This is a genomic window from Burkholderia sp. MR1-5-21, assembly GCF_053427715.1.
In genome coordinates this window covers 273,592-299,228 of record NZ_JBSAXD010000004.1, presented here as the reverse complement: position 1 = coordinate 299,228, position 25,637 = coordinate 273,592, and the positions used below count along the sequence as shown (strand labels likewise).

Sequence of the window (25,637 nt, the reverse complement as noted above, 5' to 3'; positions counted from 1 at the left end):
CCGTTAGTTTTAACGTAACTGCCAGTTAATCTTTAGAGCCCGACGCCATCATGACCTACCTCCCGATCGAATTCCACCAGAAGGCGAAGCTGCCTCAACTCCCGGCCGATTTCTGCGCGAACCCGGAACTCGCATGGACGATCCCGAAGACCTATTACACGTCGCAGGAGGTCTTCAAGGCGGAGGAAGAGAAAATCTTCGCCGACACGTGGATCTGCGTCGCGCACCGCAGCGAGCTCGCGGACGCGAACCAGTACGTGACGCGCGAGGTGATCGGCGAAAACATCCTGATCGTGCGCGGCAAGGACAAGGTGCTGCGCGCGTTCTACAACGTGTGCCCGCACCGCGGCCACCAGTTGCTCGAAGGCAGCGGCAAGGCGAAGAACGTGATCACCTGCCCGTACCACGCGTGGACCTTCAAGCTCGACGGCGCGCTCGCGCACGCGAACAACTGCGATCACGTGCTGGAATTCGACAAGGAAAACTCGAGCCTCGTGCCGGTCAAGGTCGAGGAATACGCGGGCTTCGTGTTCATCAACCTGAACCCGGACGCGGGCACGGTCGAGGACCAGCTGCCGGGCATGCAGGACCGCATGCGCGCCGCGTGCCCGGTGATCGACGACCTGAAGCTCGCCGCGCGTTTCGTCACCGAGACGCCCGCGAACTGGAAGTCGATCGTCGACAACTATCTCGAGTGCTATCACTGCGGCCCCGCGCACCCCGGCTTCTCCGACTCGGTGAAGATCGACCAGTACACGCACACGCTGCACGGCAACTGGACGGTGCAGTTCGGCCATGCGCAATCGTCGGAGCGCTCGTTCAAGCTCGACCCGTCGATCACCGATGCGAGCTTCCAGGGCTTCTGGGCATGGCCGTGCACGATGTTCAACGTGCCGCCGGGCGCCGACTTCATGACCGTGATCTATGAATTCCCGGTCAACGCGGAAGTCACGCTGCAGCACTACGACATCTACTTCCTGAACGAAGCGCTGACCGACTACCAGAAGAACCTGATCGAGTGGTACCGCAACGTGTTCCGCCCGGAAGACATCCGCCTCGTCGAGAGCGTGCAGAAGGGCCTGAAATCGCGCGGCTATCGCGGCCAGGGCCGGATCATGGTCGACCAGCGCCGCAGCGGCATCAGCGAACACGGCATCGCACACTTCCACAACCTGCTCGCGCAGAAGTACCAGGACTGAGCCGGCCCGCACCAGGACAACCGAGGACAACCCCGACATGACTTCCCTTGAACAACCGGGCCTGCTGCGTGAGCAGGCATACATCGCCGGCCAGTGGCGCGGCGCCGACGACGGCGCGACGCTGCCCGTCACCAACCCGTCGACGGGCGAGCTGATCGCGCATGTGCCGAACATGGGCGCGGCGGAGACGCGCGCCGCGATCGACGCCGCGCACGCGGCGTTCGCGAGCTGGCGCAAGACCACCGCGAAGGAGCGCGCGCGCCTGCTGCGCGCGTGGTTCGAGCTGATCATGGCCCGCCAGGAAGACCTCGCAGCATTGATGACGCGCGAACAGGGCAAGCCGCTCGCCGAAGCGCGCGGCGAGATCGCATACGCGGCGTCGTTCGTCGAATGGTTCGCCGAGCAGGGCAAGCGCATCGACGGCGACGTGATCCCGAGCCCGAACCCGGACCAGCGCCTCGTCGTGACGAAGGAGCCGGTCGGCGTGTGCGCGGCGATCACGCCGTGGAATTTCCCGGCGGCGATGATCACCCGCAAGGCCGCGCCGGCGCTCGCCGCGGGCTGCACGATCGTGATCAAGCCGGCCAACGAGACGCCGCTGTCCGCGTTCGCGCTCGCGGCGCTCGCCGAGCAGGCGGGCATTCCGGCCGGCGTCGTCAACGTCGTGACCGGCAAGTCGCGCGAGATCGGCGCTGAAATGACGTCGAGCCCGCTCGTCAAGAAGCTGACCTTCACGGGCTCGACCGAAGTCGGCCGGCTGCTGATGCGCCAGTGCTCGGACACGGTCAAGAAGATGTCGCTCGAACTCGGCGGCAACGCGCCGTTCATCGTGTTCGACGACGCCGATCTCGACAAGGCTGTCGAAGGCGCGCTGCTGTCCAAGTACCGCAACGCGGGCCAGACCTGCGTGTGCGCGAACCGCTTCTTCGTGCACGACGCCGTGTACGACGAATTCTGCCGCCGCTTCGCCGCGCGCGTCGCGGCGTTCAACGTCGGCGACGGCTTCGATGCGGACGTCAACATCGGCCCGCTGATCAACGAAGCCGCGCGCGACAAGGTCGACGGTCTCGTGCGCGACGCGGTGGCACAGGGCGCGCGCGCGCTGGTGGGCGGCGCGCCGCATGCGCGCGGCGGCAACTTCTACGCGCCGACCGTGCTCGCGGACGCGAAGCCCGGGATGGCCGTGCTGACCGAGGAGATCTTCGGGCCGGTCGCGCCGATCGTGCGCTTCACGACCGACGACGAAGTCGTGCGGCTCGCGAACGATTCGATCTACGGCCTCGCCGCGTACTTCTACAGCCGCGATATCGGCCGCGTGTGGCGCGTCGCCGAGCAGCTCGAATACGGGATCGTCGGCATCAACAGCGGCCTGATCTCGAACGAAGTGGCCCCGTTCGGCGGCGTCAAGCAGTCGGGCATCGGCCGCGAAGGCTCCAAGTACGGGATCGACGACTTCCTGTCGATCAAATACCTGTGCATGGGCGGCGTGAGCGCCTGATGCCGTGACGGGCGCGGCGGGTTTCGGCCCGCGCGCCCTTTGTCCGTCCCTTTGACCCTGTCCGAACGACCCCAGCGATACCCGCCGCGCGCCGCCGATCCGATCCGAAGTGACGTGATCCGCTCGCCGGCAAAGGAATACCTGATGAATGCCCGTGAATCGATCTCCGTCGACGTCGTCGCCGTCGAGACCCTGACCCCGCTGATCAAGCGCTTCACGCTCGCGCTGCCCGACGGCGCGGCCCTGCCGCCGTTCAGCGGCGGCGCGCACGTGCTCGTGTCGATGCAGGACGGCGACGCGTGGCATCACAACGCGTATTCGCTGCTCAGCTCGCCGCACGACACGCGGCACTACCAGATCGCCGTGCGCCGCGAGGAAGCGTCGCGCGGCGGCTCGGCGTTCATGCACGACCGCGTGGCGGCCGGCACGCGGCTCGCGATCGGCTCGCCCGCGAACCTGTTCGAGCTCGACCGCCGCGCGCGCCGCCACGTGTTCATCGCGGGCGGCATCGGCATCACGCCGTTCCTCGCGCAGCTCGCCGAACATGCGCCGGGCGGCGACGTCGAGCTCGAACTGCATTACGCGTACCGCAGCCCCGAGCATGGCGCGTTCGTCGATGAACTGAAGGCCGGCCCGTATGCTGCGAACGTGCACACGTACGTCGACAGCCTCGGTCAGCGCCTCGACCTGCTGCGCCTGTTCAAGTCGCTGCCGGCCGACGCGCACGTATACGTGTGCGGGCCGCAAGGACTGAACGACGCGGTGTACGCGAACGCGGCGCTGCTCGGCTGGCCGAAGGCGCAACTCCATTCCGAGCAGTTCGCGGCGACCGACACGGCCGGCCAGGCGTTCACGGTCGTCCTCGCGCGCTCGGGCATCGAGCTCGAGGTGCCCGAGGACACGACGATCCTGCAGGCGATCGAGCGCGCAGGCGTGAAGATCGAATCGCTGTGCCGCGAAGGCGTGTGCGGCACCTGCGAGGTCGCGATCCTCGAAGGCGAGGCCGACCACCGCGACCAGTATCTCGACGACGACGAGAAGGCCGCGCAGAAGACGATCCTGTTGTGCGTATCGCGTGCGCGCACGCCGCGTCTCGTGATCGACCTGTAAATTTTTCCTCGCGCCGTATCCGTTAAACTACGGCGGATACAGGGAAACCCGGCGCGCGATCCCCTCCCGACGCGGCGGCATGGCCCGCGGCCCGCACGTTGCGGCCGCGGGCCATGCCGCCCTTGTCGTTTGGCCGCGCGCCGCCGTCACAAAGAGGAATGGATGTCCGAGGATACGTTCGCGTTCCGTCTCAAGGTGCTGCTCGAGCACAAGAAGCTGAGCCTGCAGCAGGTCGCCGACGTGGTCGGCATCTCGCGGCCGGCCGTGCACAAGTGGACGCGCGGCGGCGAGATCGACTACTCGAACCTGCGCAAGCTGGCCGCGTTCCTCGACGTCAACTGGGTCTGGCTGCGCTACGGCGACGACGCGGTCAAGGATCTCGGCCTCGGCGCGCAGACCGAGCTGCCGATGACCGACCTGCGCCGCCGCTACACGGCCGAGATCGTGTCGAGCGAGGCGCGGATGAAGCAGGCGCAGGAAGCGGCCGGCATCGTCACGTGGGAATGGAATCTCGTCAGCGACGAGCTGATCTACTCGGCCAACTGCGCGAAGCTGTACGGCCGCGAAATCCACAGCAACGAGGAATTCTGGGAAATCCTGCACCCCGAGGAGCGCAGCTGGCTCAACAGCCAGGCGCTGCAGCAGGCGGTCGCCGCGCGCGAGCCGTACGTGTGGGAATTCCGGATCGTGCTGCCCGACGGCACGGTGCGCTGGATCGAATCGCGCACCGCGACGCTCGTCGACGATGCGGGCCGGCCGACCCGGATGGTCGGCACGACGATCGACATCAGCGCGCGCAAGGCAGTCGAACAGCGGCTGCGCGGGCAGATCGCGCTGCTTGCGGACGCGGAACGTCTGGCCGGGCGCGGCGCATGGCAGTGGCGGCCCGCGCAGGACGCGGTGTCCGTGTCGGATGAATGGTGCCGGCTGTTCGGCGTCGAAGCGGCCGCCGCACCGTGCCGCCATGCGGAGCTGCAGGCGCGCGTGCATCCGGACGACCGCGCGGCGCGCGAAGCCGCGGTGCAGGATGCGCTCGCGCGCCAGGGCGACTATCGCGCACTGTACCGCGCGCTGCTGCCAGACGGCACGTTCCGGCTGCTGCTCGAACAGGGCCACGTGCAGCCTGCCGATGATGGCGAAGGGCTGCAGCTCATCGCCGTGTGCCGCGCGGCGGAGCCCGCCGACGCGATGGCGTTTGCCGCGCAGCCGGCAGCGGCGGTCACGCCGCACTGAGCCGAACGCACGCGGCGTTCGGCGTTCGGCGTTCGGCGTTCGGCGTTCGGCGTTCGGCGTTCGGCGTTCGGCGTTCGGCGTTCGGCGTTCGGCGTTCGGCGTTCGGCGTTCGGCATTTGACGATCGGCCGGACCCGGCGCTTCGAATCCGGCCTTTCACGTGTCCGCTCCGGCGTCAGAGCGCCGCCGCGACCGCCTTGCCGACGGCCGTCGTATCCGCCGTGCCGCCCATGTCCGGCGTGCGCGGCCCGTCCACCAGCACCGTCTCGATCGCGCGCATGATCGCATCGTGCGCGTCCTTGAAGCGCGCATCGCCTTCGCCGAGGAAATCGAGCATCATCGCGCCGGACCAGATCATCGCGATCGGGTTTGCGATGTTCTTGCCGAAGATGTCGGGCGCCGAGCCGTGCACGGGCTCGAACAGCGACGGGAACGTGCGCTCCGGATTCAGGTTCGCCGACGCCGCGAGGCCGATCGTGCCCGTGCATGCGGGACCGAGATCGGACAGGATGTCGCCGAACAGGTTCGACGCGACGACGACGTCGAAACGGTCCGGCTGCAGCACGAAACGCGCGGACAGGATGTCGATGTGCTGCTTGTCCCACGCGATGTCCGGATAGCCGGCCGCGACCGCCGCGACGCGCTCGTCCCAGTACGGCATGCTGACCGCGATGCCGTTCGACTTGGTCGCCGCGGTCAGCTTCTTGCGGGCACGCGTGTTCGCGAGCTCGAATGCGTACTTGAGGATGCGGTCGACGCCATGGCGCGTGAACACCGCCTCCTGCAGCACGAACTCGCGATCGGTGCCTTCGAACATCTTGCCGCCGACCGACGTGTATTCGCCTTCGGTGTTCTCGCGCACCACGTAGAAATCGATGTCGCCGGGCTTGCGGTTCGCGAGCGGGCACGGCACGCCGGGCAGCAGGCGCACGGGGCGCAGGTTCACGTACTGGTCGAATTCGCGGCGGAACTTCAGCAGCGAGCCCCACAGCGAGATATGATCGGGCACCTTGTCGGGCCAGCCGACCGCGCCGAAGTAGATCGCGTCGTAGCCGCGCAGCGTGTCGAACCAGTCGTCCGGCATCATCTTGCCGTGCTGCAGGTAGTAATCGCAGCTCGCCCATTCGAAATGCGTGAACTCGAGGTTCAGCCCGAATTTCGCGCATGCGGCCTGCAGCACGCGCACGCCTTCCGGCATCACTTCCTGGCCGATCCCGTCGCCCGCGATCGCGGCGATCCTGAATGTCTTGCTCATCGTTCGTTCTCCGTTGCGTCTGGTCGAGGCGGCTGCGTGCAACGAGCGCACGCGCCGCATGACCGACAGGATGCCGGAAAGCGCGCCGCGGATAATCGGCCGGACCGTGGACGCATTCCGCACGCATCGTGGACAATCGCGTGTGGCCTGCCGGCCGATTACTTGTTCACTTTCACAGGACTTCACCCGACATGTCGATGACGATCGATCCGAAGCAGGCCGCCGCGCTGCTGGCCGTCGCCGACACCGGCAGCTTCGAGCAGGCGGCCGTCCGCCTGCACGTGACCGCCTCCGCCGTCACGCAGCGCGTACGCGCGCTGGAGGCGAGCCTCGGCACGCCGCTCGTGCTGCGCACGCGGCCGTGCCGGCCGACCGTCGCGGGCCAGCGCGTGCTGCAGCACCTGCGCCGCGTCGCACTGCTGCAGGCCGACCTGCAGAGCGCGCTCGCCGCCGAGCGCGCATCGCCGATCTCCGTCACGATCGCGCTGAACTCCGACAGCCTCGGCACGTGGTTCCTGCCCGCGCTGACGTCGGTGCTGGCCGGCGAGCGTATCCTGTTCGAGCTGATCGTCGAGGACCAGGACCACACGTTCGCGCTGCTCGAAAGCGGGATGGCGGTCGGCTGCGTGACGACCGAGCCGAAGCCGATGCGCGGCTGCGTCGCGACGCCGCTCGGCACGATGCGCTACCGGCTGCTCGCCGCGTCCGCGTTCGCCGCGCACTGGTTTCCGCGCGGCCTCAACCGCACGAGCGCGCGCCGCGCGCCTGTCGTCGCGTATTCGCGGCGCGACACGCTGCAGTCGTCGTTTCTCGAGGAAAAATTCGGCTTGCCCGTCGGCGCGTATCCGTGCCACTACGTGCCGGGCACGCACGCGCATTTCGCGGCCGTGCAGCACGGGCTCGGCTATGCGATGGTGCCGGCGCCGCTGCTCGGCGACACGCCGCTCGACGCGCACGGGCTCGTCGATCTCGCGCCGCGGCATCCGACCGACGTCACGCTGTACTGGCACGCGTGGACCGTGCAGTCGCCGGCGATGGCGTCGCTGTCCGCGCGCGTGGTTGAAGCGGCGCGGCGGCTGCTTGCGCCGCTCGCGCGCTGAAGGTTTCGCGCGCGTGCGAAGCGCATCACGAGCAGCGTGCCGTTACGCCGTTACGCCGCTTCGCGATTACCCGCGCCGCTGCGCGAAGTACGCACCGACCGCGTTGACGAACGTATCGATGTCGTCACGCGACACGTCGCAGTGCGTGACGAAGCGCGACGCATAGAGCATCTGCGTGAGGATCCCGCGCTCCTTTAGCCACGCCTCGAGCGGTGCGAGATCGGCTTCGGGGAACTGCGCGAATACCATGTTCGTCGCGTGCGACTGCACCTTCACGGGTTCGATGCGCGCGAGCCCTTCTGCCAGACGCGCGGCATTCGCGTGATCGTCCGCGAGCCGCTCGACGTTGTGCTCGAGCGCATACAGGCAGGCCGCCGCGAGAATGCCGGACTGCCGCATCCCGCCGCCGAGCACCTTGCGCCAGCGATGCGCACGCTCGATCAGCGGCCGGCTGCCGACCAGCACCGAGCCGACCGGCGCGCCGAGGCCCTTCGAGAAGCAGATCGACACCGTGTCGAACGGCGCGCACAGCTCGGCGATCGAGCGGCCCGATGCGACCGCCGCATTGCACACGCGTGCGCCGTCCAGGTGCGCGGAAAGCCCGCGGCCGCGCGCGACCGCGACGGCCTCTTCCGCGTAGCCGGTCGGCAGCACGCGGCCGCCGATCGTGTTTTCGAGCGCGAGCAGGCGCGTGCGCGCGAAGTGGTTGTCGATGGGTTTGATCGCGGCGACGATCTTGTCGATCGGCAGCGTGCCGTCGAGTGCGTTCTCGATCGGCTGCGGCTGGATGCTGCCGAGCACCGCCGCGCCGCCGCCTTCGTATTTGTAGGTGTGCGCGAGCTGGCCGACGATGTATTCGTCGCCGCGCTCGCAATGCGCCATCAGCGCGGCGAGGTTGCTTTGCGTGCCGCTCGGAAAGAACAGGCCCGCCTCCTTGCCCGCGCGTTCGGCCGTCGCGGCCTGCAGGCGCAGCACGGTCGGGTCGTCGCCCCACACGTCGTCGCCGACTTCGGCGGCAGTCATCGCGGCCAGCATCGCCGGGCTCGGACGCGTTACGGTATCGCTGCGTAAATCGATCATCGTTGTTCCCTGAGTGAACGTGTGCCGATACGGATCCACCGATACCGGCGGTGCAGAAACGAGACTCAGAGTGTACGCAATTCGCGGTGCGCTTGCCGGGCGTCCGACGGGCCCGGTGGCGTGCGCGCCGCGCGTGCCGGCAACGGATGCCGGAAGTTCGGGGGCGCGCCGCATCGTGCGATGACGTTGCGGCGCGCCGGCCACATCGCAGCGCGCCGTCAGTAACGCGGCGGCGACGGCTGCACGCCGGGCGGCGGCATCGGCGGCGCGGCGCGCTGCGCGCCGCCGTAGCCGCCGCTCATCCCGCCCGGCACCGGCACGCGGTTGCCGTTCGCGTACATGCATTGCAGATACCCATAGTCATAGCGGCGCTGCACGTCGTACGCGGAGCCCTGCGCGGCGCCTGCGCCGACCACGCTGCCCGCGAGCAGCCCCGCGCCCGCGCCGACGGCCGCGCCCGAGCCGCCGTTGAATGCAGCGCCCGCCGCGGCGCCGAGCGCCGTGCCGACGGCCGCGCTGCCGAGCGCGCTCGCCGTCGACGCCTGCCCGGCGCTCACGCCGCCCGATTGCTGGAACGCGTACTGGCGGCAGTTCGCGTCGTCGACGCGGAACTGGTCGAACGACTTGCCCGTGCCGGGCAGCGCCATCACGGTCGGGCCGGTCGGCACGTACGCGCATGCGCTGACGAGGCCGGCCAGCACCGCCAGCGCAGGCCAGCGCGCATATCGGATCGCTTTGTTCATGGTCGCTCCTCCATCACTGCGGCTGCGCCGGCACCGACCGCCAGCCCGACTTGCAGTCCTTCACGTACGGGTAGTAGTGCTTCGACGCATCGCAGTAGTACCAGACGTCGCCGGCACCGTTTCCGGAGGGCCCCTGCTGCGCCTGCCCTTGCTCGACATACTCCGGCGGCGGAGGCGGTGCGACGGGCACCGCGATGACGGGCGGCGGATAGTAATAGGGGGCGGGCGCAACGGGGTAGTAATACGGGTAGCCTGCGCCGACCCAGACCCCGACACGGCCGGCGTGGGCGACGCCGGCCGTGCCGATCGCGACGGCGGCGACAGCGCCCAGCGCGAGCTTCGAAGCATTCACGTCTCGATCTCCGAAAAAAACCGGTTCGCGATCGCGAACCCGACGCACTCAACGCTACGCTGCGCGCGATCCGGCATCCATTACGGGCACGCGCGGCAATGTTGCACGGCGTTACCGGTGTGACAGAGGCCGCGCGCGGCGGCCGCCTGCGCACGCGCGTGCGTTACCGGCTAACGCGTCGAAACGGCCGGCCGGCCGGCGCGAACGGCCCGGACAGCCGGCATTGACGGATTGTTCAGACCCGACGCCGCGGCGGCATCGCAGCACGCGCGGCGGCATACGGCGATCCTACTCCCGACCGCGCGTTCCCGATGATGCGACGCGCCATATTGACGCAGGTGCGGCAGACCGCCACGGCGCGCCCGCGCGCGCCGCGCTCCACGTTCTTGATACGAATCAACGATTTATCCCATAAAGACCGCGTCCGGTCTGGACATCTGCGACGAGTTGGCACATTTCGCGCCGCAACATCGCGTCCCATACTCCAGCCAACCCTGCGGCCATTCGTGGCCAGGGTCCGTCGGCAGGCCCGCCGGCGGGTATCGACAGCTTCGGTCAACTGGTATGGACACCGCATTTTCGGCCCTCGATCTGGCCCGCCTGCAGTTCGCATTCACCGTCTCCTTTCACATCGTCTTTCCGGCGCTGAGCATCGGCCTCGCGAGCTTCATCGCGGTGCTCGAATACCGCTGGCTCAAGACGGGCAAGCCGTACTACAAAACCCTTTGCCTGTTCTGGTCGAAGATCTTCGCGGTCGCGTTCGGGATGGGCGTCGTCTCCGGCGTCGTGATGAGCTATCAGTTCGGCACCAACTGGTCCGGCTTCTCGAGCTTCGCCGGCTCGGTCACGGGGCCGCTGCTGATGTACGAAGTGATGACCGCGTTCTTCCTCGAAGCCGGCTTCCTCGGCATCATGCTGTTCGGCTGGAACCGCGTGAGCCCGCGCGCGCACTTCGGCGCGACGCTGATGGTCGCGATCGGCACGCTGATCTCGACGTTCTGGATCCTCGCGTCGAACAGCTGGATGCAGACGCCGCAGGGCTTCGAGATCGTCGACGGCCGCGTCGTGCCGACCGACTGGTTCGCGATCATCTTCAACCCGTCGTTCCCGTACCGGCTGCTGCACATGGCGATCGCCGCGTTCATCGTGGCCGCGCTCGTGGTCGCCGCGACCGGCGCATGGCACCTGCTGAAGGGCCGCCGCGACAAGGGTGTAAAGAAGATGTTCTCGATGGCGCTGTGGCTGCTGCTCGTGCTCGCGCCGGTGCAGGCGCTGATCGGCGACCAGCATGGCATCAACACGCTGAAGCACCAGCCGGCGAAGATCGCCGCGATCGAAGGCCTGTGGGAAACCGAGAAGGGCGGCACGCCGCTGAACCTGTTCGGGATTCCGGACATGAAGGCGGAAACGACGCGCTACGCGGTGAAGGTCCCGCACCTCGGCAGCCTGATCCTCACGCACACGTGGGACGGCGAGATCCGCGGCCTGAAGGAATTCCCGCCGGAGGACCGGCCGAATTCGACGGTCGTGTTCTGGAGCTTCCGGATCATGGTCGGCCTCGGCTTCGCGATGATCGGGCTCGCCGCGCTCGCGTGGTTCCTGCGCCGCCGCGGCAGGCTGTATGACGCGAAGTGGTTCCAGCGCTTCGCGCTCGCGATGGGCCCGACCGGCTTCGTGTCGCTGCTCGCGGGCTGGGTGACGACGGAAGCGGGCCGCCAGCCGTGGGTCGTCTACGGCGTGATGCGCACCGCGCAGGCCGTGTCGCCGCTGACCGTGCAGCAGGTCAGCATCTCGATGATGACGTTCGTGATCGTGTACTTCCTCGTGTTCGGCACCGGCGTCTACTACATGCTCAAGCTGATGAAGGCCGGCCCCGCGCTGCCCGACGTCCCGCACGACGGCAAGCCCGACACGCGCCCCGACCACACCGCACGCCGTCCGATGTCGGCCGTCGACGAACTGATCGAGACCGTCTGAGCCGCCCACCCTATCCGCAAACGAGAAAACCTATGGACGTCACCGTAATCTGGGCCGCGATCATCGCATTGGGGCTCTTCATGTACGTCGTGCTCGACGGCTTCGACCTCGGCATCGGCATCGTCTTCCCGTTCTTCCCGGACGAGAAGGAACGCGACCTGATGATGAACACGGTCGCCCCCGTGTGGGACGGCAACGAGACCTGGCTCGTGCTCGGCGGCGCCGGCCTGTTCGCGGTGTTCCCGGTCGTGTATTCGACCGTGCTGTCGGCGCTGTACCTGCCGCTGATCTTCATGCTGGTCTGCCTGATCTTCCGTGGCGTCTCGTTCGAGATCCGCGCGAAGGCGCGCCGCACGAAGCACCTGTGGGATCTCGCGTTCATCGGCGGCTCGGCCGGCGCGACGTTCTTCCAGGGTATCGCGCTCGGCGCGTTCCTGCAGGGCATCGACGTGAAGAACGGCGTGTTCGCGGGCGACGCGTTCGACTGGCTCACGCCGTTCAGCCTGCTGACGGGGCTCGGCCTGATCGTGACCTATGCGCTGCTCGGCTGCTGCTGGCTCGTCGCGAAGACCGAAGGCGACCTGCAGCGCCGCCTGCATCGCGTCGTGTGGCCGCTGACGGTCATGCTGCTCGCGTTCATCGCGATCGTCAGCCTGTGGACGCCGCTGCAGGATCCGGCGATCGCCGAACGCTGGTTCGATTCAGGGCTGTTCTGGCGTCTGCTGCCGGTGCCGTTCCTCGTCGCGGGATGCGCGGTGTGGATGTATCGCGCGGTGCGCAGCCGGCACGACATGACGCCGTTCGTGCTCGCGCTCGCGCTCGTGCTGCTCGGCTATGTCGGCTTGCTCGTCAGCCTGTTCCCGTATGCGATTCCGCAGAACATGACGATCTGGGAAGCGGCGGCGCCGCGGGAAAGCCAGACCTTCACACTGGTCGGCGCAGCAGTTATCCTGCCGATCATCATCGCCTACACGACGATGGGTTACTGGGTATTCCGAGGCAAGGTGCGCCATGAAGACCAGCACTACTACCACCACTGAGCACGACGCCGCGCCGCGCTCGAAACTGCGCGGCTGGATGTGGTTCGTGCTGCTGTGGGCAGGCGGCGTCGCGGGCGCGGTGACGCTCGGCTATGCGTTCAAGATCTTCATGAACCTGACGCTGTTTGCGGTGAAGTAAGTCCGTCGTGCCGCGTCGCGCGTCATCGCGCGCATCATCGCGCGCGGCACGCAAGCATGCGCGGCGCGTGTCCGCGTTTCGCACGATGCGGCCCTGGGCACACCAGTCATTGCCCGCACGGCGCCGCGCACATCGCCTTGTCCACTTCGGCGAAAAACGTCTGATAGAACGCCGGCTCGACGACGGTCTTGGTGCGCGAATCGCCGTTGCTGTCCCACACCGTGCGATCGAACCGCGCGCGCACGGTCGTGTCGCGCGAGCCGTGCGTCGTGCGGACCGCCACGATCGCGGCCACGCGCTCGTGATCGGGCTTCGCCGGAATCCATCCGATGCGGGCCTTCACCGCGCCGCGCAACAGTTGCCGCCACGTCGGTATCAGCGTGTCGCTGCGGCCACCTTCGACGAGCCCCGTATCGCGATCGACCGTCACCGGCGCGTAGCCTTGCGCACGCAGCACGTCGGCGACCGCATCGAGCGCACGCGCCTGCGTGGCGCCCGCAAAGCGGCGATCGCTCAGCATGCGCAGCGTCTGCTGCTCCGCATCGGTCAGGTCGACCTCGGTCTGGCTCGAGCTGTAGCGCACCAGCGACCCGCCGCTGCCGATCTGCCGCTCGTTCGCCGGTTTGCCCGCACATCCGGTCAGCGCGGCGATGAGGCACGCGCCGGCGAGCGCCAGTGCGCGACGGCCGCGTGCCGGCGGCATCACGGGCGCGCGATGCGACGCCCACGGCCGCGATGTTCGTGTCCGGCGGCCTCGGCGGGCCGCGCAAAAGCGGCGGGTTCCGGTTGATCGGACAACGGGCGGCGATATGATCGTCATCGTGGCATTCTCCTGTCGGCGCCATCATAGGGACGCGCCCTGCCCTCGACAAACGACATTTTCTGACCGACTGTGTAGCTTTTCTTCGCGATCGCACGATGCGCCGACTGCCGCCCCTGAACGCGCTGCGCAGCTTCGAAGCTGCCGGACGCCTGCAAAGCCTGACCCTCGCCGCCGACGAGCTGAACGTGACCCAGAGCGCGGTCGCGCAACAGATCCGCGTGCTCGAATCGTTCTTCGGCATGAAGCTGTTCGAGCGCGACGGGCGTTCGCTGCGACTCACGCCACGCGCGCGGCACTATCTGGTCGACGTCGCGAGCTGCCTCGGGCGGCTTGCGCAGGCGACCGGGCAGATGTTCGATTCCGTCGCCGGCCCGCCGATCCGTGTCGATGCGTCCGCGTCGTTCGCGCATGGCTGGTTGCTGTCGCAACTGGCCGCGTTCCAGGCCGCACATCCGGGCATCGACGTGCAGCTCGCCGCGACGCCCGACGCCGAGCAGGACCGGCTCGACGAGACCTGCGACGTCGTGATCCGCCGCTATACGCCGGAGCTGCGCCGCAAGGGCTTCGTGTCGCGGCCGCTGCTCGCGGGCGTCGCGGTGCCCGTCTGCGCGCCCGGCCATCCGCTGCTCGAGCGCTTGCGCGTGCCGTCCGACCTGCGCAATGCGCCGCTGCTGCATTACGAGGGCGTGCCGCAAGCCTGGCAGTACTGGTTCCATCAGGCCGGCACGGACGTCACCGAGACGCTGCGCGGCCCGTTCTATCGCGATTTCTTCCTGCTGCTCAAGGCGGCCGCCAGCGGGCTCGGCGTGTGCCTCGCCACGCGCGCCGTCGTGCGCGACGACCTCGCAAACGGCCGGCTCGTCGCGCTGTTTCCGGAGGTCCATCTCGAAGGGCCGCCGTTTCACTGCCTGTATCGCGACGATGACGACGACCGGCCGCTGCGCACGTTCGTCGACTGGCTGTTCGCGCGCGCGGTGGAAATGGATGGGCCGATTACGGTGTGACGAGGGCAGCGGCCTCTATGGTGACTCGCGCACGACCCCGAGCTTCAGCCCCAGCATGCCGAAGATCCGATTCATCGTCTGCACCGTGCCATCGCTGCGCCCCTGCTCGATATCCTGAATCGTTTTTGTGGATACGCCCGCGAGCTTCGCCATTTCCGCGCTCGTCAGCCGCATCGTGCGCTTGAGATGGCGCACGGATTCCTGCAGTGTCCATTCGGGATGCGAAATGACATCCTCGATCGCCTTCCGCCGAAGTGCCAGTTGATCCGGAAGCGACAGCGTGTTGTAGCGCTTGTCCATGGTGTCGTCGGCCGTATCAGAGTGCGGCCATTTCGTCGGCAAGCCGTGCAATGCCCGGCCGCAGATGCGCGTGCACATCGGCTTCCAGCCCGAAATCCGCACCATGGTCGGCCACGTTCCGCAGACGTGGCGCCATGTCGCGCAGCCGTGCCGCCAACGCGCCGCGATCGAGTGCACGATGGGTTTCGCCGGGCTGCGGCTCGCTCGCCCGGACGACCGTGTCGAGCACGCGCGTCCAATCCGGGCTGCCGCCGTCATTGTCTTGCCAGCGAATGCGTCTGGCGATGCCGTCAGGATGCAAGTACATCGGCGCGAAATCGTATAGCGGCGTAAGCGCGACGCGACCGTCGAAATCGCGCTGCAAGGCAGTATTTCGGGCGTGATTGTCCTTGTTGCCCAGTGCCAGATTCGCGACGTCGCGGCATAGATATTCGCTCACCTCGGCTTGCGGATCCGTGCATTCGCGCACGAGATGCCAGCACACCTCATCGTGAGTCGGCACGACGCCGAAACCGGCCTTGCCGGTCAATGACGCGATACTTTCCTGAGCGAGCCGGGCAACCCCCGACACACAGCGCACACGGTCGAAACGCGGGATAAAGAGGGATCGGCCGCGCAGCGTCAACGGCGCATGCACACGCAGGCCGAGAAATTGCGCGAGCGCCATGTATGGCGCCTCGTGGCGCAGAATCTGCGCAAGACGCTCATTCGTGCCGCGTCCGAACTTCACGACGTAATGCGCCATCGCTCGCTCGTCGGGCAGAGTGTGATCCAGGTAGAGGAGGCCGTCGTCGGCCCGAGTCAGCAGCAGCTTGGGCCATTCGCCCTGCACACCGGACGACCCGGCCACAAAGAAACCGTGTGCGGCAAGGTACTCGCTGAACGCATCGCCGCGCGTCGCAATCTCGTCATCCGTGAAACCTTGCAGCGGCCCACGCCGCTCGGCCAGCCACTGCGCGGCCTCTTTTACGCGAAGATTGCCGATCGAATTTCCAGCCCCTGCCAGCAACAATGGCCAGTCGGCGCCCTCTTCCGCCGTTTCCGGCAACCCGAGCCGGCGAAGCAGCTCAAGACGACCGAAACCCTGCGGCAACAAGTCGATCAGGAATACCGGCCAATGCGGCTGATCCAGCGGCTCGAGGCCGACCGGAAAGCGACAGGTCATCGCGTAAGCGTCCCTGGCTGACTGGTGTTCGACGGCCCATTCGATGTCGTATCCCGTATACGTGCGGCTACGCCAGCCCTCCCCGGTTTGCCCGAGCAGACTGACGACACCGACGTCGCGCCAGATGCCGTTGGCGTGGAGTTGAATGGTGCAAGACTGGTTCATTTCGGCAGAAATCTATACAAATCATGGCAATCTATCTGCATGAATTATATAGAATTCTTCCGAAATAGGATGACAGCAGAAAAGACGCCGGGAAATGCGCAGTTGCCAATCCGGTCCCGCTCAGCGGCGGCCGCCCAGCGCTTCCTCGATCTTGCGATCGGTCTTGTACTGGCTCAGCGCATAAACCGACCAGATCGCGGCCGGGATCCAGCCGATCAGCGTCAGTTGCAAGATCAGGCAGATGATCCCGGCGAACGGACGGCCGATCGTGAAGAACTGCAGCCACGGGACCAGCAAAGCGAGTATCAGGCGCATCGAAAACCTCTTGGTGCGTTGTTGAAGGAGCGTGCGCGGTCAATATGGCGCTGCGCCCCGTAGAAATCAAGCGCGCGCAGCGCCACCGCTCCCCTTCACCCGCTCGTCAAAAAAAACGGCCGTCGCATCGCACGACGGCCGTATCAAAGCGCTGGAGAAAATCCCGCGTTGCGATCAGAACGTATGCCGCACGCCAACCCGCACGAGCGTCTGCGTATTGCCCGCCGACGAAATGCCGTTACCGACGTCCCCGACCGACGCCGTCGCGTTGACGACGTTGCCGTACGGATCGAGCGTCTTGCCGCTCGCCTTCTGGTAGCCGACGAGACCGTACAGCGCGGTCCGCTTCGACAGGTAGTAGTACGTCGCCAGATTCGCCTGGTGATACTTCGGCGCCGCTTGCCCGTCGACCGAACTGCCGCGCGTGAAGTCGTACCCGGCCGCGACGCGCAGCGACGGCGACGCCTGCCACGACACGGTGCCGCCGACCGAGTTGTAGGTCGCGGTGCCGGCGAACGTCGAGAACGCACCGGCACGGTACTGCGTGTTGCTGTACGACAGGCCGAGCGTCACCGCGCCGATCTGGTAGGTCGACGCGGCCGCGACGATCTGCATGCTCTTCGACGACGCGAAGCCTTCGTTGATCGACGACGCGAACGTGCCGTCGTACGCGCCGGTCCATGCGCCGCCGTTCGCGCCGAATGCATTCGTCGCATACAGGTACGCGGCCCCGATCGCGAACGGCCCGTTCACGTACTGCCCGCCGACGCTCCACGTATTCTGGTTCTTCGCGCTGCCCGGCTGGCCGCCGAAGCCGTACAGCGCACCGAACGTGAAGCCGCCGAATTTCGGGCTCACGTACTTGACCGAGTTGTTCTCGCGCGATTGATTGTCGATGTTGTCGAGATCGCCCGGATGCGCGCCCATGCCGGTCAGGAACGAGCCGGGGCCGATCGTGCCGACGAAATCGACGATCGGATCGTACTGACGACCCATCGTCAACGTGCCGTAGCGCGTGCTCGACAGCCCCATCCACGCCTGGCGGCCGAACATCCGGCCACCCTGGCCGAGCTGCCCCGTGCCGATGTTGAAGCCGTTCTCGAGCTGGAATACCGCCGCGAGCCCGCCGCCGAGGTCTTCCTTGCCCTTCAGCCCCCAGCGGCTGCCGGACCACGTGCCGCTCGCGAAGCTGTAGCTCGATGCGCCGCGATACGCGACCGGCGAACCCAGCGAACCCTTGCTCGTCGCGACCCGCTGGTTGCTCGTGTACCCCAACCCTGCATCGACGATCCCGTAGAGCGTGACGGTGCTTTGCGCGTGCGCGACGGTGCAGAGACCGCCGGCGACGCACAATGCGAATGTGATCTTCTTCATGTAGAGGATTCCTATTTATTCAATCGATACAACCTGATACCACCCGATACGACACATCCCGTCAGGCGGGATGCCGACCTACGCCGACTCGGACAGCCATCGCGCGGCATGCGCGACGAGCGGGTCCGCTTCGTCGAAGCATTCGACGCCCGCTACCTGCGGCGCGTCGCAAATCGTGTACACAGGCTTGCCCCATTGCAGCCCGAGCGCGATTTCGGACAGCGTGCCGAGGCCGCCGCCGACCGCGATCAGGCACAGCGACGCGCGCGCGATCAGCGCGTTGCGCGTGATGCCGAGCCCGGTCGGCAACGCAACGCTCAGATAGGGATTCGCGTCCCGCGCGTCGTCCTCGGGCAGCAGCCCGATCGCGCATCCGCCTGCCGCATGCGCGCCGCGCGCGGCGGCCTCCATCACGCCCTGCTTGCCGCCGCCGACGAGCACGACGCCCGCCGCCGCGAGTCCGTGCGCGATCCGTTCGGCGACGTATAGCTGTTCGTCCGTCGCATCGCGCGGCCCGATCACGCCGACCGGCATCCGGTGCCGGCGCGCGCCGCGCTGCCGTTGCGCGAGCTGCTCGAGCGCGTCACGCGCTTTTTCCGACCATTCAATGACGCCGTTGCCGTACAAGGCCTTCCCCCAGTGCAAGAACGCAGGTGCAGAGCGCCGTCAGCACGATCGACAGCACGGCTGCCTGCGAGAAATCGGTTTGCCCGTCCGACAGCTTCAGGTACATCAGCAGCGGCAGGATGTTGATCTGTGTGCCGGCGAGCGCGAGCGCCGTGCCGTACGTGCCGAGCGCAATCGCGCTGACGAGGCACCACGCCGACGCGACCGACGGCCACAATTCGCGCCACGCGACGTCGAACCACGCACGCCACGGGTGCGCGCCGAGCGTCAGCGCGGCCTCGAGCGGGCGCCGGTCGAGATTCGCGAGCGCCGGATAGAGGATCAGCGCGACGCGCGGGATCAGGTAGTACGCGTAGGCGACGGCGAGCCCCGGCATCGTGTAGATCGCCCCGCCCACGACGGTCGGGTCCGCGCCGAGCGACGCGAGCAGCGTCGTCACGAAACCGGCGCGGCCGAACGCGAGGATGAACCCGTATGCGATCACGAGACCGGAGAACGCGAGCGGCACGCCGAGCAGCGCGAGCGACCAGCGCCGGCGCGCGGGCGGCTGCCCGGCCAGCGCATACGCGAGCGGCACGCCGACGCCGACGGACAGCGTGCCGGCGCAGACCGCGAGCGCCAGCGAACGCACGATCGCGTCGGCGACGAGCGGATCGCCGAACACCGCTGCGAACGCACGGCCGCCGTCGGTGAACGCCGCGCCGACGAGCGCGGCGAGCGGCAGCGCGAAGCACACCGCGAACAGCGCGGCGGCCGGCACCGCGCCGTAGCGGCGCATCGCGCCGCGCTCCAGGGACGAAACCCGCATCACGCGCCCCTTACTTGCCGAGTGTCGCCTGCGACCAGAGCTGGTCGACTTCGGCCTTGCGCGCCGCGGCCTTCGCGACGTCGAGCGGATGCACCTGCGGCGCGTTCGGCAGCTTCGCGGCAACGTCCTGCGCGACCGGCGTGCCGGGCACCGCCGGACGCACGTAGCCCTGCGCGAACAACGCCTGCCCGACGTCGCTCATCACGAGGTTGAGCCACAGTTGCGCAGCGGCCGGATTCGGGCCGTTCTTCACGAGGCTCATCGCGTACGGCGCCGATACGCTGCCGTCCTGCGGAATCACGACCTCCGCCGCGTCGCCCATGCCGTCCGTGTATTTCGCCTTGAGACCATCGTTCTCGTAGCCGATCAGGATCGGGATCTCGCCTTTCACGAACTTCGCGTACGGCGTCGTGCCCTCGACGCGCAGCACGTTGCCGGCGTTCTTCAGCTTGCCGAAGAATTCCGCGCCGGGCTTCGGATTGTCGACGCCGCCGCCGAACGCGTACGCGGCCGCGAATACGGCAACCTGTCCCTGCCCGGTCGAGCGCGGATCGAGATAGACGACCGCATTGCGATACTCGGGCTTCAGCAGGTCGGACCAGCGCTGCGGCACGTTCTTCACGAGCTTCTTGTTGACGAGGAACGCGATGTTCAGCGAGTGCACCGCGAACCAGCGGGCATCAGGCGCGCGAAACACCGTCGGCAGCTTGTCGAAATTGAGCGGCTTGAACGGCGCGACGACGTCCTTGCCCGCCGCGTCGAGCGCCGACGCCGCGAAGTAGTACGCGGTATCGGCCTGCGGCCGGCGTCGCGACTTGTCGAGCGCGACGACCGTCGCCGCCGAGCCGATGTCGTTGTACGTGATCTCGACCTTCGGATAGCGCTTGCGGAATTCGGCGAACAGCGCCTTCCAGTTCGCCCATTCCGGCCCCGTGTCGAACGACACGACGAGCCCTTCGTCGGCGGCCTTCTCGTACAGCGCATCCTCGCCGGGATACAGCGGCGCGGCATGGGCGAGCGCCGGCGCGAGCGTCGCGAGCGCGCAGAGCGCCAGCAAGCGGCGGCGCATCGCATGAAGGAAGTGGCGGCGTGCAGACATCATGAATCTCCGTTGAATGAATGGGGTCGCCCGCGCTTATGCGACAGGCAGCACGAGCAGGTGGCGCGGCTCGATCGCGATGCAGCGCGCGGGCAGTTCGCGCCCTTCGCCCAGCAGCGCGTCGGTGCCCCCCGCCGGCACGAAGTCGAAACGCTGCGTCGCGCCGAAATAGCGCACCTCGCCGACCCGGCCGTCGATGCGGTTCACCGCATACGCGGGCGGATCGGGCAGCACGTGTTCGGGCCGCACCAGCACGTCGACCGTGTCGCCCGGCCGGTGCGCACCCGTCTCCGCGCACAGCGTCGTGAAGCGCACGTCGACTGCGCCATGCGCGAGCACACGGCCGCGCAGCACCGTCGAATGACCGACGAAGCGGGCGACCTGCGCGGACGCCGGACGCTCGTACAGTTCGCGCGGCGCGCCGGCCTGCAGCACGCGTCCGCCGTCGACGATCGCGACGCGGTCGGCCATGCTGAGCGCCTCGTCCTGGTCGTGCGTGACGAGCAGCGTCGTCGCGCCGCACGCGCGCTGCAGCGCGCGGATCTCGTCGCGCAACTGATGACGAATGCCGGCGTCGAGCGCCGCGAGCGGTTCGTCGAGCAGCAGCAGCTTCGGTTCGACCACGAGCGCGCGGGCGAGCGCGACGCGCTGCTGCTGGCCGCCGGACAGCATCGCCGGGCTGCGGTCCGCCTGCGCCGCCAGGCCGACGCGCTCGAGCATCTCGAGCGCGCGGCGGCGCCGCGGCACGGCCGCGATCCCGCGCATCTTCAGCCCATAGCCGACGTTGTCGGCGACCGACAGGTTCGGGAACAACGCGTAGTGCTGGAACACCATCCCGACCTCGCGCCGCCACACCGGCACGCCGGCCATGTCGGCGCCGCCGATCGCGATGCGGCCGCGATAGCCGTCGAGCAGGCCGGCGGCCAGCCGCAGCAGCGTCGACTTGCCGGAGCCGCTTCTGCCCATCACGGCGAGCAGTTCGCCCTGCGTCGCGGACAGCGTGACCGCATCGACGCCGTGACGGGCGCCCGGATACTGGAACGTGATGTTTTCGAAATCGAGACTCATGACGGTTTCACTTCAAGCGTTGCACGGTGCCGACGGACGCGAGCGTCGCGAGCACGGCGAGGACGAGCAGCACGACGGTCGCCGCGCAGGCCATCCCCGACGCGCCGTAGAACGCCTGCAGCAGCACGATCGGGTAGTTGCGATAGCGGAAGCCCGCGATCAGGTTCGAGATCTGGAATTCGCCGATCGACAGCGCGGCCACCATCACGAGCCCGGAAAACAGGCTGTGCCGCAGGTTGGGCAGCACGATCGTGAAGAACTGGCGCAGCGGCGTCGCGCCGAGCGTCGCGGCGCACGCCTCGAGATGCGCGAGGCCCAGATGGCGCAGGTCGCTCAGCAGCGTCTGCAGCAGATACGGCAGCGTCAGCACCGCATGCGCGGCGATCATCAGCGGCAGCGTGCCGAGCCACGGCAGCGTGTCGCCGCTGAAGATCGCGATGTAGCCGAAGCCGAGCGTCAGCGCCGGCACCGCAATCGGCATCAGCATCACGATGCGCGTCGCGACGCCGCGGCCGGCCACTGCCCGGTGATGCAGCGCATACGCGAGCGGCAGCCCGAGCACCGCGTTGATCGCACAGCACGCCAGCGCGACGATGAAGCTCACGCCGAACGCGCGGGTGAAGCTGCGGTTCGCCGCGAGATCCGCGAACCAGTGCCCCGTGAAGCCCGTCGGCAGCAGCGTGTTCGTCCACGACTGGCCGACCGAGCCGACCAGCAGCAGCGCGATCGGCAGTACGAGGTAGAGACCGAACACGGCGACGAGCGCCTGAAGCAGCAGGCGGCCCGCAATCGCGCTCGGTCGTTTGTTACGACGAGTCGGAACACCAACGGCGACGGCCGGGGCGGATGACGGATGCATGGGAAAGCTCGCTGACGGAAACCGGAATGTGCCGCGCAACGCCCGCCGGACGGGGCCGGCGCGGGTTGTCGTGACAGACGCAGTGTGCGGATCCGACATGGCATCGTCATGAAAAAAACGTACAACCCCCGCATCGATCTGTGCGCGCAAGGAATAGCTCACCATGAAGCACCTGTTTCCGAACGTCGCGGAGCTGCACGCATTCGTGAGTTCCGCGAAGTATCTGAACTTCTCGTACGCAGCCCGCGAGCTCGGCCTGACGCCGAGCGCGGTCAGCCGCCAGATCGCGAATCTCGAGGCGCTGTTCGGCGTCAAGCTGTTCGTGCGCGAAGGGCGCAATCTGGTGCTGACACGGGCCGGACAGGTCTATCACGCACGGGTGGCCGGCCCGCTGCGCGAAATCGGCAACGCGTCGATCGAATTGCTGAGCGCCCGCGAGAACAGCGACCTGCTGACGATCGCGAGCGTGCCGACTTTCACGACGAAATGGCTCGTGCCGCGGCTCGCGCGCTTTCTCGCCGGCGCGCCGGACGTCACGCTGAGCTTTCGCCGCCATCTCGCGCACGGCGACGTGTTCCCGTTCGGGCTCGACGCGGCCATTCGCTACGGCGACGGCGCATGGGAAGGTGTCCGAAGCGACTATCTCGACGGACGAACCTTCGTGCCGGTATGCTCCGCGGAATTTGCCGCGCGGCACGCGTTGCGCGCGCCCGGCGACGCGGCGCTCGCGCCGCGGCTCGTGCACGAACAGGCGGAGATCGCGTGGTCGGTCTGGGCGGAGCGCCATCGTGCAGCGCAGATGAACGCGCTCGCGGGGCCGCGCTTCGAGCAGTATTCGGTGCTGATCCAGGCGGCGCAAGCCGGGCTCGGGCTCGCGCTCGTGCCGCGCTTCCTGATCGCCGACAATCTCGCGGCCGGCACGCTCGTCGAGCCGCTCGACGCGCCCGTCGACGTCGACGCGCAGGGGCATTACCTGTGCTACGCGCCGGAGCGCCTGGAGACGAGCGCCGCGTTGCGGCGCTTCAGGGAATGGATGCTGGACGAATGTTCGAAAGGGTGAGGCGGGGCCGGCATCGCCACTCGAAATAACGACGATCCGAAAGTCCAGGCAAGCGGCGCGCGACTGTGCGACTGTGCGACTGTGCGACTGTGCGACTGTGCGACTGTGCGACTGTGCGACTACGCGACTACGCGACTACGCGACTACGCGACTACGCGACTACGCGACTACGCGACTACGCGACTACGCGACTACGCGACTACGCGACTACGCCGTGAAGATGATGCCGGTGCTGTTCGCGAAGTAACCGCAGCGCCACTCATCGCCCGCAAAAAAAGCGCGGCGCCGTCGACCGCCCGGCGCCGCGCAGTACGCCTGCCGCGCGCGGGCGGCAGGCGGCTTTCCCGGTCAGTGATCGATGCCGAGTGCCGGCAGCACATGCGTGTGCTCGGCGACGACCGCATGCAGCAGGTCCGGATCCGCGCCGAGCAGGCCGAGGATCGTCGGCGCAACCTGCTTGGTGCCGACATAGTCGTTGACCGTGCGCGCGCGATGGATGCCCGGGTACGACACGAGCAGGCCGAGGTGGTTGTCATCCGGCGCGTTGCCGCCGTGCTCCTCGTCCTTCTTCGTGCTCGACGTATAGATCACGCCCGGGTTCGGCTGCACGATGATGTCCGGCGTGCGGCCGTTCGCCGGATCGCCAAAGCGCTCGGCCAGCGCCGCGCCGTACAGGATGTACGCCTGCGGGCCGTCCGCGCAGATCCCCGTCGCGGTGCAGCTGAGGTTCGCCTTCAGCGTCGTGACGACGGCCGTGCGCTGGCTGCGATCGCGCAGCCAGATCAGGCCGACGTCGTCGGTCTGCACGAAGCCCGTGTCGACGAGGCCCGTGCCGTCGTTCAGGTTGCCCGACGTGGTGGCGTTCTGGCCGAACTTGCCGTTCGGGTCGAGGTAGCTCTTCGATTCGAGCAGCGCCGTCAGCGTGTCGCCGTTCTTCACGAGCTTCGTGTGATCGGTCGGCGACTGGCCATGCTTCGCCGTGACGATCACGGCCGTCGAGCTATAGAGGTTGTGCTGCTTCAGTTCGTTGACGATCCGGCCGATCGAGTTGTCGATATACGTGATCGCGTTCGCGACCTGCCCGTTCGGCGTGAAGCTCGCATCCATGTAGCCGCCGCCCTTCACGACCGGCGCCTTCTGCGCGACGCTCAGCGTCTGGAAGTCCGCACCGAACAGCGTCGGCACCGGCGCGCTCTTGCCGGTCGAATCCAGGCCGTCGATCTGGTTGATCAGCGCATTCACGTGCAGGTTGTCGAAAATTGCGGTGTGCGAATAGACGTCCGTATAGTCCGTGCCCGTCGTCGCGTCGATCGAGTTGATCTCGGTGCGCATCAGATCGTCGACGCCCTTGCCCGACGGACCGTTCAGCCAGTCATAGCCCCATGCGTGCTTGTCGGCCCACGCGGTGTGCGCGTTCGGGATCGCGGCCTTCACGGCCTCGAACACGGTGTTCGTCTTCACGTAGTTGTGCGGATAGACCGGCACGCACTTGCCGCCGACGAGCGCGTTCGGGATCGCCTGCGGGTTGAACGCACCGCCGCCATTGAGGTTCACGAGCTTGCCGCCGTTCATCGCGTCGATGCCGGTCGTTTCGTCGAACACTACGTTCCAGCCCTGCTTGCCCGAGCACGTCGTGTCCGACGGCGCGTAAAGGTTGCGGTCGTACGACACGTCGTAGAACAGGCCGGCCGTCTTCGGCGAGCCGCCCGTCACGAGCGCTGCGAGGCCCGGGAACGAATCCGAGAGGCCCGGCGTATGCGCGTTCGTGTAGGTCACGCCGTTTTGCGCGAGCGTCGCCACGTTCGGGCACGTGTTCGCGCCGATGCAGCGCGCGAGGTCCTGCTCGTGCAGGCCGTCGATGCTGAGCAGCAGCACGTGCTTCACGACACGGCGGCCGTGCTCGCCGTCGTTCCCCTGCTTGTTCTCGTCCTGCTGCGCGTAGACACCTGCGCTCGCAAGCGCCAGCGCGCCCGCCACCACCATTGCCATCTTCCGCTGCTTACCGAAGAACGAAATCATCACCCCACCTCATCGATTGACGTTGAACTGCGAGTCCTGCGAACAGGCGCGTCAATATCGCCGAGCCGTGCGGCGGTCCCGTGAAGCGAGGCTTTCTGTTTTCTGTCAAACGTAACCAATCGCAAGTGACATCAGACGGTCGCAATGCGGTGGCCGCAGCGCTGCCTGCCTTGTGTGCAGCAGCGCACCGAACAGGCGCATGCGCGGCATTCGCGCACACACATAC

25 protein-coding genes are annotated in these 25,637 nt (G+C 67.6%); 10 read left to right on the top strand and 15 right to left on the bottom strand.

Translation table 11 applies throughout. The features are described from left to right. The first annotated feature begins 50 nt into the window (after positions 1-50). From ACV229_RS07955 to ACV229_RS07940, 4 genes are all read left to right on the top strand, one after another. Positions 51-1,199 carry an aromatic ring-hydroxylating oxygenase subunit alpha gene (locus ACV229_RS07955; protein WP_448082565.1) on the top strand — a complete coding sequence of 383 codons (1,149 nt, stop codon included), beginning with the start codon at positions 51-53 and terminating at the stop codon, positions 1,197-1,199. Positions 1,200-1,236: 37 nt separating this feature from the next. Beyond that, a complete protein-coding gene (locus ACV229_RS07950; RefSeq protein WP_448082564.1) occupies positions 1,237-2,697 on the top strand; it encodes an NAD-dependent succinate-semialdehyde dehydrogenase in 1,461 nt (486 codons plus the stop codon). Between the two features lie 144 nt (positions 2,698-2,841). After that, entirely contained in the window at positions 2,842-3,807 is a 966-nt protein-coding gene (locus ACV229_RS07945) for a PDR/VanB family oxidoreductase (RefSeq protein WP_448082563.1), read from the top strand. 162 nt (positions 3,808-3,969) lie between these two features. Then, positions 3,970-5,040, top strand: a complete 1,071-nt coding sequence (locus ACV229_RS07940; protein WP_448082562.1) for a PAS domain-containing protein — start codon at positions 3,970-3,972, stop codon at positions 5,038-5,040. 174 nt (positions 5,041-5,214) lie between these two features. On the opposite strand, the gene ACV229_RS07935 is transcribed toward ACV229_RS07940, so the two are convergent. After that, positions 5,215-6,294: a tartrate dehydrogenase gene (locus ACV229_RS07935; protein WP_448082561.1), complete on the bottom strand. Its 1,080-nt coding sequence runs from the start codon at positions 6,292-6,294 to the stop codon at positions 5,215-5,217. Between the two features lie 191 nt (positions 6,295-6,485). Between ACV229_RS07935 and ACV229_RS07930 the strand changes: the two genes are divergently transcribed. Beyond that, positions 6,486-7,394, top strand: a complete 909-nt coding sequence (locus ACV229_RS07930; protein WP_448082560.1) for an HTH-type transcriptional regulator ArgP — start codon at positions 6,486-6,488, stop codon at positions 7,392-7,394. Positions 7,395-7,460: 66 nt separating this feature from the next. Here the strand turns inward: ACV229_RS07930 and ltaE are convergent, their stop codons facing one another. From ltaE to ACV229_RS07915, 3 genes are all read right to left on the bottom strand, one after another. Then, positions 7,461-8,474: a low-specificity L-threonine aldolase gene (gene ltaE, locus ACV229_RS07925; RefSeq protein ID WP_448082559.1), complete on the bottom strand. Its 1,014-nt coding sequence runs from the start codon at positions 8,472-8,474 to the stop codon at positions 7,461-7,463. Positions 8,475-8,692: 218 nt separating this feature from the next. Then, positions 8,693-9,217: a hypothetical protein gene (locus ACV229_RS07920; RefSeq protein WP_448082558.1), complete on the bottom strand. Its 525-nt coding sequence runs from the start codon at positions 9,215-9,217 to the stop codon at positions 8,693-8,695. Positions 9,218-9,230: 13 nt separating this feature from the next. After that, positions 9,231-9,569: a hypothetical protein gene (locus ACV229_RS07915; RefSeq protein ID WP_448082557.1), complete on the bottom strand. Its 339-nt coding sequence runs from the start codon at positions 9,567-9,569 to the stop codon at positions 9,231-9,233. Between the two features lie 564 nt (positions 9,570-10,133). Here ACV229_RS07915 and ACV229_RS07910 point away from each other — a divergent pair. The 3 genes from ACV229_RS07910 to ACV229_RS07900 are packed head-to-tail and all read left to right on the top strand — an operon-like array spanning position 10,134 to position 12,725. Then, a complete protein-coding gene (locus ACV229_RS07910) occupies positions 10,134-11,546 on the top strand; it encodes a cytochrome ubiquinol oxidase subunit I (RefSeq protein ID WP_448082556.1) in 1,413 nt (470 codons plus the stop codon). Positions 11,547-11,578: 32 nt separating this feature from the next. Further along, complete coding sequence (gene cydB, locus ACV229_RS07905; protein WP_448082555.1) at positions 11,579-12,586, top strand: cytochrome d ubiquinol oxidase subunit II; 1,008 nt, start codon at positions 11,579-11,581, stop codon at positions 12,584-12,586. Then, the gene (locus tag ACV229_RS07900) at positions 12,558-12,725 is read left to right on the top strand and encodes a hypothetical protein (protein ID WP_448079233.1); all 168 of its coding nucleotides are present in this window, start codon (positions 12,558-12,560) and stop codon (positions 12,723-12,725) included. Before cydB ends, ACV229_RS07900 begins: the two co-directional genes overlap by 29 nt. 106 nt (positions 12,726-12,831) lie before the next feature. Here the strand turns inward: ACV229_RS07900 and ACV229_RS07895 are convergent, their stop codons facing one another. Then, on the bottom strand, positions 12,832-13,428 hold the full coding sequence (locus ACV229_RS07895; protein WP_448082554.1) for a hypothetical protein: 597 nt from the start codon (positions 13,426-13,428) through the stop codon (positions 12,832-12,834). Positions 13,429-13,643: 215 nt separating this feature from the next. Here ACV229_RS07895 and ACV229_RS07890 point away from each other — a divergent pair, with 215 nt between their 5' ends. Further along, the gene (locus ACV229_RS07890; RefSeq protein ID WP_448082553.1) at positions 13,644-14,552 is read left to right on the top strand and encodes a LysR substrate-binding domain-containing protein; all 909 of its coding nucleotides are present in this window, start codon (positions 13,644-13,646) and stop codon (positions 14,550-14,552) included. Positions 14,553-14,567: 15 nt separating this feature from the next. On the opposite strand, the gene ACV229_RS07885 is transcribed toward ACV229_RS07890, so the two are convergent. The 9 genes from ACV229_RS07885 to ACV229_RS07845 form a co-directional block, all read right to left on the bottom strand. Further along, positions 14,568-14,852 carry a helix-turn-helix domain-containing protein gene (locus ACV229_RS07885; protein ID WP_448082552.1) on the bottom strand — a complete coding sequence of 95 codons (285 nt, stop codon included), beginning with the start codon at positions 14,850-14,852 and terminating at the stop codon, positions 14,568-14,570. Between the two features lie 16 nt (positions 14,853-14,868). Next, complete coding sequence (locus ACV229_RS07880) at positions 14,869-16,182, bottom strand: type II toxin-antitoxin system HipA family toxin (protein WP_448082551.1); 1,314 nt, start codon at positions 16,180-16,182, stop codon at positions 14,869-14,871. 120 nt (positions 16,183-16,302) lie between these two features. Then, entirely contained in the window at positions 16,303-16,497 is a 195-nt protein-coding gene (locus tag ACV229_RS07875; protein WP_448082550.1) for a YqaE/Pmp3 family membrane protein, read from the bottom strand. Between the two features lie 174 nt (positions 16,498-16,671). Further along, positions 16,672-17,871 (bottom strand): porin, encoded by a 1,200-nt coding sequence (locus ACV229_RS07870; protein WP_448082549.1) that lies wholly within the window; start codon positions 17,869-17,871, stop codon positions 16,672-16,674. 78 nt (positions 17,872-17,949) lie between these two features. Then, on the bottom strand, positions 17,950-18,405 hold the full coding sequence (locus tag ACV229_RS07865) for a TIGR00725 family protein (RefSeq protein WP_448082697.1): 456 nt from the start codon (positions 18,403-18,405) through the stop codon (positions 17,950-17,952). Between the two features lie 70 nt (positions 18,406-18,475). Then, positions 18,476-19,306 (bottom strand): ABC transporter permease, encoded by an 831-nt coding sequence (locus tag ACV229_RS07860; RefSeq protein WP_448082548.1) that lies wholly within the window; start codon positions 19,304-19,306, stop codon positions 18,476-18,478. Positions 19,307-19,316: 10 nt separating this feature from the next. Further along, positions 19,317-20,405, bottom strand: coding sequence for an extracellular solute-binding protein (locus ACV229_RS07855; protein WP_448082696.1), 1,089 nt, complete (start codon positions 20,403-20,405; stop codon positions 19,317-19,319). Between the two features lie 36 nt (positions 20,406-20,441). Then, on the bottom strand, positions 20,442-21,473 hold the full coding sequence (locus ACV229_RS07850) for an ABC transporter ATP-binding protein (RefSeq protein ID WP_448082547.1): 1,032 nt from the start codon (positions 21,471-21,473) through the stop codon (positions 20,442-20,444). Positions 21,474-21,480: 7 nt separating this feature from the next. Then, positions 21,481-22,332 carry an ABC transporter permease gene (locus ACV229_RS07845; RefSeq protein ID WP_448082546.1) on the bottom strand — a complete coding sequence of 284 codons (852 nt, stop codon included), beginning with the start codon at positions 22,330-22,332 and terminating at the stop codon, positions 21,481-21,483. A gap of 163 nt (positions 22,333-22,495) precedes the next feature. On the opposite strand from ACV229_RS07845, the gene ACV229_RS07840 reads away from it, so the two are divergent. Continuing rightward, positions 22,496-23,392 (top strand): LysR substrate-binding domain-containing protein, encoded by an 897-nt coding sequence (locus ACV229_RS07840; protein ID WP_448082545.1) that lies wholly within the window; start codon positions 22,496-22,498, stop codon positions 23,390-23,392. Positions 23,393-23,740: 348 nt separating this feature from the next. Here the strand turns inward: ACV229_RS07840 and ACV229_RS07835 are convergent, their stop codons facing one another. Continuing rightward, a complete protein-coding gene (locus tag ACV229_RS07835; RefSeq protein ID WP_448082544.1) occupies positions 23,741-25,411 on the bottom strand; it encodes an alkaline phosphatase family protein in 1,671 nt (556 codons plus the stop codon). Between the last annotated feature and the right edge of the window lie 226 nt (positions 25,412-25,637).

Coding starts and splice junctions, on each gene's coding strand:
- ACV229_RS07955 (WP_448082565.1), top strand. CDS start 51: ATGACCTACCTCCCGATCGAATTCCACCAGAAGGCGAAGCTGCCTCAA.
- ACV229_RS07950 (WP_448082564.1), top strand. CDS start 1,237: ATGACTTCCCTTGAACAACCGGGCCTGCTGCGTGAGCAGGCATACATC.
- ACV229_RS07945 (WP_448082563.1), top strand. CDS start 2,842: ATGAATGCCCGTGAATCGATCTCCGTCGACGTCGTCGCCGTCGAGACC.
- ACV229_RS07940 (WP_448082562.1), top strand. CDS start 3,970: ATGTCCGAGGATACGTTCGCGTTCCGTCTCAAGGTGCTGCTCGAGCAC.
- ACV229_RS07935 (WP_448082561.1), bottom strand. CDS start 6,294: ATGAGCAAGACATTCAGGATCGCCGCGATCGCGGGCGACGGGATCGGC.
- ACV229_RS07930 (WP_448082560.1), top strand. CDS start 6,486: ATGTCGATGACGATCGATCCGAAGCAGGCCGCCGCGCTGCTGGCCGTC.
- ltaE (WP_448082559.1), bottom strand. CDS start 8,474: ATGATCGATTTACGCAGCGATACCGTAACGCGTCCGAGCCCGGCGATG.
- ACV229_RS07920 (WP_448082558.1), bottom strand. CDS start 9,217: ATGAACAAAGCGATCCGATATGCGCGCTGGCCTGCGCTGGCGGTGCTG.
- ACV229_RS07910 (WP_448082556.1), top strand. CDS start 10,134: ATGGACACCGCATTTTCGGCCCTCGATCTGGCCCGCCTGCAGTTCGCA.
- cydB (WP_448082555.1), top strand. CDS start 11,579: ATGGACGTCACCGTAATCTGGGCCGCGATCATCGCATTGGGGCTCTTC.
- ACV229_RS07900 (WP_448079233.1), top strand. CDS start 12,558: ATGAAGACCAGCACTACTACCACCACTGAGCACGACGCCGCGCCGCGC.
- ACV229_RS07895 (WP_448082554.1), bottom strand. CDS start 13,428: ATGCCGCCGGCACGCGGCCGTCGCGCACTGGCGCTCGCCGGCGCGTGC.
- ACV229_RS07890 (WP_448082553.1), top strand. CDS start 13,644: ATGCGCCGACTGCCGCCCCTGAACGCGCTGCGCAGCTTCGAAGCTGCC.
- ACV229_RS07885 (WP_448082552.1), bottom strand. CDS start 14,852: ATGGACAAGCGCTACAACACGCTGTCGCTTCCGGATCAACTGGCACTT.
- ACV229_RS07880 (WP_448082551.1), bottom strand. CDS start 16,182: ATGAACCAGTCTTGCACCATTCAACTCCACGCCAACGGCATCTGGCGC.
- ACV229_RS07875 (WP_448082550.1), bottom strand. CDS start 16,497: ATGCGCCTGATACTCGCTTTGCTGGTCCCGTGGCTGCAGTTCTTCACG.
- ACV229_RS07870 (WP_448082549.1), bottom strand. CDS start 17,871: ATGAAGAAGATCACATTCGCATTGTGCGTCGCCGGCGGTCTCTGCACC.
- ACV229_RS07865 (WP_448082697.1), bottom strand. CDS start 18,405: ATGCCGGTCGGCGTGATCGGGCCGCGCGATGCGACGGACGAACAGCTA.
- ACV229_RS07860 (WP_448082548.1), bottom strand. CDS start 19,306: ATGCGGGTTTCGTCCCTGGAGCGCGGCGCGATGCGCCGCTACGGCGCG.
- ACV229_RS07855 (WP_448082696.1), bottom strand. CDS start 20,405: ATGTCTGCACGCCGCCACTTCCTTCATGCGATGCGCCGCCGCTTGCTG.
- ACV229_RS07850 (WP_448082547.1), bottom strand. CDS start 21,473: ATGAGTCTCGATTTCGAAAACATCACGTTCCAGTATCCGGGCGCCCGT.
- ACV229_RS07845 (WP_448082546.1), bottom strand. CDS start 22,332: ATGCATCCGTCATCCGCCCCGGCCGTCGCCGTTGGTGTTCCGACTCGT.
- ACV229_RS07840 (WP_448082545.1), top strand. CDS start 22,496: ATGAAGCACCTGTTTCCGAACGTCGCGGAGCTGCACGCATTCGTGAGT.
- ACV229_RS07835 (WP_448082544.1), bottom strand. CDS start 25,411: ATGATTTCGTTCTTCGGTAAGCAGCGGAAGATGGCAATGGTGGTGGCG.